The organism is Sphingomonas bacterium, assembly GCF_028292945.1.
GTDB lineage: Bacteria > Pseudomonadota > Alphaproteobacteria > Sphingomonadales > Sphingomonadaceae > Sphingomonas.
This window is the reverse complement of sequence record NZ_JAQGLJ010000128.1, coordinates 61,732-68,493: the sequence shown is the minus strand read 5'-3', so window position 1 is coordinate 68,493 and position 6,762 is coordinate 61,732. Positions and strand designations below refer to the sequence as shown.

The 6,762-nt window shown below is 70.9% G+C and carries 6 protein-coding genes; 2 read left to right on the top strand and 4 right to left on the bottom strand.

The window, feature by feature from the left end:
• On the bottom strand, positions 1-1,025 hold a 1,025-nt coding region (locus JWN21_RS13770), incomplete at its 3' end, for an FAD-dependent monooxygenase (protein WP_299651366.1).
• Positions 1,026-1,213: 188 nt separating this feature from the next.
• Here JWN21_RS13770 and JWN21_RS13765 point away from each other — a divergent pair.
• Together JWN21_RS13765 and JWN21_RS13760 are read left to right on the top strand one after the other, a co-directional pair.
• A complete protein-coding gene (locus tag JWN21_RS13765; RefSeq protein WP_299651363.1) occupies positions 1,214-3,499 on the top strand; it encodes a DNA translocase FtsK 4TM domain-containing protein in 2,286 nt (761 codons plus the stop codon).
• 2 nt (positions 3,500-3,501) lie between these two features.
• Positions 3,502-4,299: a DUF72 domain-containing protein gene (locus tag JWN21_RS13760; protein ID WP_299651380.1), complete on the top strand. Its 798-nt coding sequence runs from the start codon at positions 3,502-3,504 to the stop codon at positions 4,297-4,299.
• 6 nt (positions 4,300-4,305) lie between these two features.
• On the opposite strand, the gene JWN21_RS13755 is transcribed toward JWN21_RS13760, so the two are convergent.
• From JWN21_RS13755 to hemC, 3 genes are read right to left on the bottom strand one after another with little or no spacing between them, the layout of a single operon-like run.
• The gene (locus JWN21_RS13755) at positions 4,306-5,127 is read right to left on the bottom strand and encodes a hypothetical protein (protein WP_299651360.1); all 822 of its coding nucleotides are present in this window, start codon (positions 5,125-5,127) and stop codon (positions 4,306-4,308) included.
• On the bottom strand, positions 5,127-5,822 hold the full coding sequence (locus JWN21_RS13750; protein WP_299651357.1) for a uroporphyrinogen-III synthase: 696 nt from the start codon (positions 5,820-5,822) through the stop codon (positions 5,127-5,129). Before JWN21_RS13750 ends, JWN21_RS13755 begins: the two co-directional genes overlap by 1 nt.
• Positions 5,819-6,721: a hydroxymethylbilane synthase gene (hemC, locus tag JWN21_RS13745; RefSeq protein WP_299651354.1), complete on the bottom strand. Its 903-nt coding sequence runs from the start codon at positions 6,719-6,721 to the stop codon at positions 5,819-5,821. The genes JWN21_RS13750 and hemC overlap by 4 nt, the downstream gene beginning before the upstream one ends.
• Positions 6,722-6,762: the final 41 nt, after the last annotated feature.

Sequence of the window (6,762 nt, the reverse complement as noted above, 5' to 3'; positions counted from 1 at the left end):
GTGTCGAGCCCGCGCCAACGCTCGTAGCGGTCGAGCAGCTGCGCGTCGCCAAGATCCAGGCCGAGCCGCTTGCCCTCGACCAGCACCTCGACCAGCGCGGCCACGTCGCGGAAGCCGAGATTGAGTCCCTGGCCCGCGATCGGGTGGATGCCATGCGCCGCGTCGCCGACCAGCGCCAGTCGCTCGGCGGTGACCCGCGCGGCGTGGTGAAAACCCAGCGGATAGGTAGCGCGCGGGCTCGCGCCCGATAGCGCCCCCAACAGCCCGCCCATCCGCTTTTCCGCTTCGTGCAGGAACGCGCGATCGGAGAGCTTGAGCATCGCCGGCCCGTTCGCCGCATCGACCGTCCACACGATCGCCGAGCGGTGACCCTGCGCGTCGTCGAGCAGCGGCAGCAGCGCGAACGGCCCGGCCGGATAGAAGATCTCGAATGCGACGTTGCCATGCGGGCGCTCGTGATGGAACGCCCCGACGATCGCCGCATGATCGTAGCGCCAGCGCGCGACGTTGATCCCCGCCGCCTCGCGGGTCGGCGAATTGCGCCCTTCGGCCGCGATCAGCAGCGGTGCGTGCACGGCCGTTCCATCACTGAGCGTCGCCACCACGCCGGAAGGCCCGCGCACGACGTTCGCGGCTCGGGTCTTCATGCGCAGGTCGATGCCTGGCGCGTCGCTCGCCGCGTCGTGCAGGGCGCGGCGCAGCAGCTTGTTCTCGTACATCACGCCCAACGCGCCGTCCCCGGCGTCCGGCGTGAAATCGAGTGCGCCCGGCTTCAATCCATCGCTGACGCGGATCGCCGCGATCGCGCAGCCCTGTCCCGCCAGCCGCTCGCCGAGTCCGATCGCATCGAGCATCCGGCCGCTGGCGCTCGCCACTGCGGAGGCGCGCCCGTCGAACCCAGCCGCCAGCGTCACCGCCGGATCGGCGGGATCGATCACGGTGACCGTTAGCCCGTGCTTCGCGAGCGCCAGCGCCAACGTCGCGCCGACCAGTCCGCCGCCCAGGATTATGACGTCCGTTTCCATGTGTCGACCTTACGCCCCCCCAAGCGCCGTGCCAATCGCTCCGCCTTGACGTCATCGATGCCAGAGGCGATGATCCGCCACGCCCGCACCAACGGGCAGACCAGCTGGACGGGGTTGATCGCCGGGGGGCGGTCCCACCCAGCATTCTTCGACAGGATCAACGCGCCTTGGGCGCGGGGGGTGGGACAATGGCCAGCCGGGCAGATTCAGGACTATGGCGAGAGTCGGTGCGCGCGGGCGCGGTGCGCAGCGGTGCGCTGGCCGCAGCGGCGGCGCTGTTCGCGCTCACTCTGGCGATGCTGCTCGCGCTGGCGAGCGCCGATGGCCGCGACGCGTCGTTCAGCACCGCGTCGGGGCTGCCGGCGCGCAACCTGCTCGGCGTGCCGGGTGCGTGGTTCGCCGACGGTGCGCTACTGTTGCTGGGTCCGGCGGTTGCGCTGCTGCTCCCGGTGCCAGCAATGATGGGCTTGCGGCTGTGGCGTGGCCTGCCCGCCGGGCCCTGGGTCGGCACGCTGCGCAACGCCGCGCTGGGCGTGGCACTGATGACAACGGCGCTTGCGCTCGTCTCCAGCGAGGCGGTGCTGAAGCTGCCCGGCGGCTGGGGCGGTACGATCGGGCTCTTGCTGGCGAACGGCGTACGCGGGCTGATTGGCCTGGTCGGCGATCCGGGGGTGACGCTGTGGGGCGCGCGCACGGCAGGACTGGTGGCGGGCATCGCCGGCGCGGTGATCTGGGCCAAGGCGCTGGAAATCGAATGGACCGGCTGGCGCTGGCGGCTGCCGAGCCTGCCCCGGCCGGCTGCACGCGCCGAGGCGGAGGAGCCACTGACGCTGACGCGCAAGCCGGTGGAGCCGCGTGCCGTGGCGGCACCTGACGAACGCCCGGCGCCCGTCATCGCCGAGCGCCCAGGCACGACGTCGGTCGCGACCCCCAAGCCCAAGCAGACGCAGCTCGATCTGGGGCACAGCTACACGCTGCCGACGGTGGATCTGCTTACCCGTCCTCCGCCCGTGCCCAAGGGACAGGTCGACAAGGCGGCGCTGGAACGCAATGCCCGGCTGCTCGAGAGCGTGCTCGACGACTTCAAGGTCAAGGGCCGCATCACCGAAGTCCGTCCCGGCCCCGTCGTGACGATGTACGAACTCGAACCCGAATCGGGGATCAAGGCCAGCCGCGTGATCGCGCTCGCCGACGACATCGCGCGCAACATGAGCGCGATCTCCGCGCGCGTCGCGACCATCCCCGGCCGCACGGTAATCGGCATCGAACTGCCCAACGCCAAACGCGAGACGGTGGCGCTGCACGAACTGGTGTCGTCGCAGCTTTTCGAGGACCAGCAGGCGCAGCTGCCGCTGATCCTGGGCAAGAACATCGCCGGCGATCCGGTGATCACCGACCTGGCGCCGATGCCGCATCTGCTCGTCGCGGGCACCACCGGCTCGGGCAAGTCGGTGGGGCTGAACTGCATGATCCTGTCGCTGCTCTACCGGCTGACGCCCGAGCAGTGCCGGATGATCATGATCGATCCCAAGATGCTCGAGTTGAGCATGTACGAGGACATTCCCCACCTGCTTTCGCCGGTCGTCACCGATCCTGCCAAGGCGGTGCGCGCGCTGAAATGGGCGGTCGAGCAGATGGAGGACCGGTATCGGCAGATGTCGTCGGTCGGCGTGCGTTCGCTCGCCAGCTTCAACGACAAGGTCCGCGCCGCCAAGGCGAAGGGCCAGCGGCTCGGGCGCCGGGTGCAGACCGGCTATGATCCGGACACCGGCGCGCCGATGTACGAGGAGGAGCAGCTCGACTATCAGCCGCTGCCGCAGATCGTCGTGATCGTCGACGAGCTCGCCGACCTGATGATGACGGCGGGCAAGGAGGTCGAATTCCTGATCCAGCGGCTGGCGCAAAAGGCGCGCGCGGCGGGCATCCACCTGATCATGGCGACGCAGCGGCCGTCGGTCGACGTCATCACCGGCGTGATCAAGGCGAACCTGCCGACGCGCATCTCCTTCCATGTCACCTCGAAGATCGACTCGCGGACCATCCTGGGCGAGCAGGGCGCCGAGCAGCTGCTGGGTCGCGGTGACATGCTGTACATGCCCGGCGGCAAGGGCATCGTCCGCGTCCACGGCCCCTTCGTGTCGGACGACGAAGTGCGCGCCGTCGCCGATCACTGGCGTGCGCAGGGGCGGCCCGATTACATCTCGTCAGTGACCGAGGAGCCGGAGGACGGCTTCACGCTTGAGGGCTCCCCGACCGGCGAGGATACCGCCGAGGACCAGCAATACCGCGCCGCGATCCAGTTGGTATGCGAATCGCGCAAGGCGTCGACCAGCTGGCTTCAACGCCAGCTGCGCGTCGGCTACAACTCCGCCGCGCGCCTGATCGAACGCATGGAAAAGGACGGCATCGTCGGCCGCCCGGACCATGTCGGCCGGCGCGAGGTCCTGCGCGACGCGGAGGGGCACGCGATTTGACGATCTCCGCGGGTCGGATCCGCGTCGGCATCGGTGGCTGGACGTTCGAGCCTTGGCGCGACAATTTCTACCCGGCGAAATGGCCGCACAAGCGCGAGCTGGAATATGCCAGTCGCCACGTCACCGCGATCGAGATCAACGGCACCTACTATTCCACCTTCAAGCCCGCGAGCTGGGCCGGGTGGCGCGATACTGTGCCTGACGACTTCATGTTCACGGTCAAGGCCTCGCGCTACTGCACCAATCGCAAGGTGCTGGCCGATGCGGGCGAGGGGGTCGCGCGGTTCCTGGCGCAAGGCCTGACCGAATTGGGTCCTAAGCTCGGCCCGATCCTGTGGCAGTTCATGCCCACCAAGCGCTTCGATCCGGACGACATGCGTGCGTTCCTGCAGCTGCTGCCCGCGATGCAGGACGGCGTGCCGCTGCGCCACGCGATCCATGTCCGGCACGAGAGCTTCGCGGTGCCCGAGTTCGTCGCCATGGCGCGAGCGGCGGGCGTCGCGCTGGTCTATGCCGACCCGGCCAAGTACCCGGTGATCGCGGACCTGACCGGGTCGTTCGTCTATGCACGCCTAGAGCAGGCAGAGGCCGCGAACCCGGCCGGCTATACGCCCGAGGCGCTGGACGGTTGGGCGGGAACCGTGCGGCGCTGGTCGGCGGGGGATCGGCCGGCGGGGCTGCCCTATGTCAGCGACGAACCGCCAGTTACCGAACCACGCGATACCTACGTGTTCTTCATCAACGGCGCCAAGGAGCGTGCGCCCGCGGGTGCGCAGGCGCTGCTTGCGCTGCTCGACTGAGGGGGTTTAGCCGATCGGCACCGCCAGGGCGGCAGTTTCGAGCGCATCGAGTGCCTGACGTGCGAGCACGTACCGCCGCGCGGCGGTGAGCCAGCCAGCGGCATCGTCTGCACCCGGCAGCTGCGCCACCTCGGCGCGCGCCGCTTCCACCTGGCCGGCGGCGAGCAGCCGCCGCGCGCGCGCCAGCCGGTCGGTGGGCAATTGCGAGGTCGTGCCGACCTGACGCAGCACCACCAGCGTGCCGAGCTCGCGACGCAGGCTGTCGATCCAGCCCTGCCGGACGCCGGCCGCCGCGTTGGTGCCGACCGCATCCAGTCCTTGCCGCAGCTCCTCCAGCGTCACCGGTTCGCGCGCGGCGGCGCGCACCAGCGCCACTGCGCGCGGCTGCGTCTGACCGAAGCGCGACAGAAGTTGTGCGTCGAGCGCGCCCAGCGGCACGCCGCGATCGAGCGCACGCCGTGCCGCGACCGCCGTCAGCAACGCCTCGGCACGCACAGCCTGTCCACCCGCAGCGGACGCGCTGGCGCTCAGCGCGGCGGACCGGGCCTCAAGCGCCGCGATCTGACCGGCAAGCACCTCCTGCCGCGCGGTGAGCAGCGCGGCATCGGGCGTCGGCACGGGGGGCGAGACCGCTCCAGGCTGCGCGGCCGGCAGGGCGGTCGGCAGGATCATCGCGTCGTCGCGCGCATTCTGCCTACGCACGAGCACCAGCGCCAACGCCAGCCCGAGCAGGAAGGCGACCGCGATCAGCACCGACACTGCGCCGATGCGCAGGCCGCGTGGCGAGGCAGCGGCTGGGGGCGAGGGTAGGGAACGGCCGTCGCTCATCACGCCCGCTTATCTAACGGTGGCGCTGACCGGTCAATCAACTGTCGCGCAGACATCGCCAGCAGCGCGTCGTCGGGGCGCGCCACGGCCGTGCAGGAGCGCCACCCAGGTCCGGCTGCCTCGGCCACCGCGCTGCTGATTGCGGCAACGTCGATGCCACCGCGCTCCACCCCGAACCGGTCGATCAGCTCGGCAAAGCGGCGGGCGGCGCGCGCTGAATGGAAGAGCGCCACCTGTCCCGCCCACCCGCGAACGACCCGGTCATCCAGATCGCTCGGTTCACTGGCATAGACGGCTAGCTGGTCGACGTCCGGCAAGCTCACCCGGTCCCTGCCGGCAAGATGAAGCAGGCGAGCGAAGCCGCCTCCGCCTGCCGCCGCGGCCAGCTCGACGGCGCCGCCATGCCCGGTGAGCGCCACATCCAGCCCCGCGTCGCGTGCCGCCATCGCCGTTGCCTCGCCCACCGCCACCACCGGCAGGCCCGCCAATACGCGCAGCCCCGGGCCGGCGTGACGGACCGCATTGGCGCTGGTGAGCAGCAGCGCGTCATAGTCGAGCGGGTCCGGCACGCGCCACGCCACGGGCGAGGCGACGAACAGCGGGCAGCATCGTGTCGGCACGTCGAGAGCGGTCAGCCGCGCGACCGTTGCGCTCGCGCCCGGCTGCGGCCGCAACACCAGTGCGTGGGTGCTCACCCGTCGAACAGCCGGCGCACCGTCTCGGGCGCGCGGGCGAGCAGGTCCGCGGCGAGCGCATGCCCCACCTCGCCGTCGCCCACCAGGCTGCCGGTGACGTGCGCCGTTCCGTCCTCGTCGAGCAGCTCGGCATCGAGTCGGAGCTGCTCGTCCTGCACCCGCGCCAACGCTGCGACGGGAGAGTGGCAGTCCGCTCTGAGCGCCGCGAGCAGTCCGCGTTCGGCCGCGACGCAGCGCGACGTCGCCGGGTCGTCGATGGCGGCGATCACCGCGTGCGATCGCTCATCCCCCGCGCGGACCTCGATGCCCACCGCCCCTTGCGCAGGCGCCGGCAGCATGACGTCGCAGCCGATCGGGGCACCCGTATCGGAGCGTCCGAGTCGATCCAGCCCAGCCGCCGCGAGCAGCGTCGCGTCCGCGTCGCCCGCCGCCAGCCGGGCGAGGCGCGTCTCGACATTGCCGCGAAACAGCACGATGCGCAGGTCGGGCCGCAGCCGCAGCAGCTGCGCGCGCCGCCGGGGCGAGCTGGTCCCGACCACCGCCCGGTCGGGCAGCGCGGCGATCGAGTCTGCGCCGATCAGCCGGTCGCGCACATCGGCGCGCGGCAGCATCGCCGCGATGGCGATCGCCGCCGGGCGCACCGTTTCCACGTCCTTCATCGAATGAACGCAGGCGTCGACCTCCCCCGCCAGCAGCGCGCGATCAAGTTCCTTGGTCCACAGCGCCTTGCCACCGATCTCGGCGAGCGCACGGTCCTGTACGCGGTCGCCGGTGGTGCGGATGATTACGGGTTCGACCTGTTCCACGGCCCAGCCGTGCGCGGCGCACAGCGCATCGCGCACCAATCCCGCCTGAACGAGTGCCAGCGGCGAGCCGCGGGTGCCGAGCCGGAAGACCATCGCGGGCGGGTAGAGCAACGAACGCCAAACGGCTAGGGTCA

Bases quoted from the DNA above. Each gene is read 5' to 3' on its own strand.
- JWN21_RS13765 (WP_299651363.1), top strand. From the start codon at position 1,214: ATGGCCAGCCGGGCAGATTCAGGACTATGGCGAGAGTCGGTGCGCGCG.
- JWN21_RS13755 (WP_299651360.1), bottom strand. From the start codon at position 5,127: ATGAGCGACGGCCGTTCCCTACCCTCGCCCCCAGCCGCTGCCTCGCCA.
- hemC (WP_299651354.1), bottom strand. From the start codon at position 6,721: ATGGTCTTCCGGCTCGGCACCCGCGGCTCGCCGCTGGCACTCGTTCAG.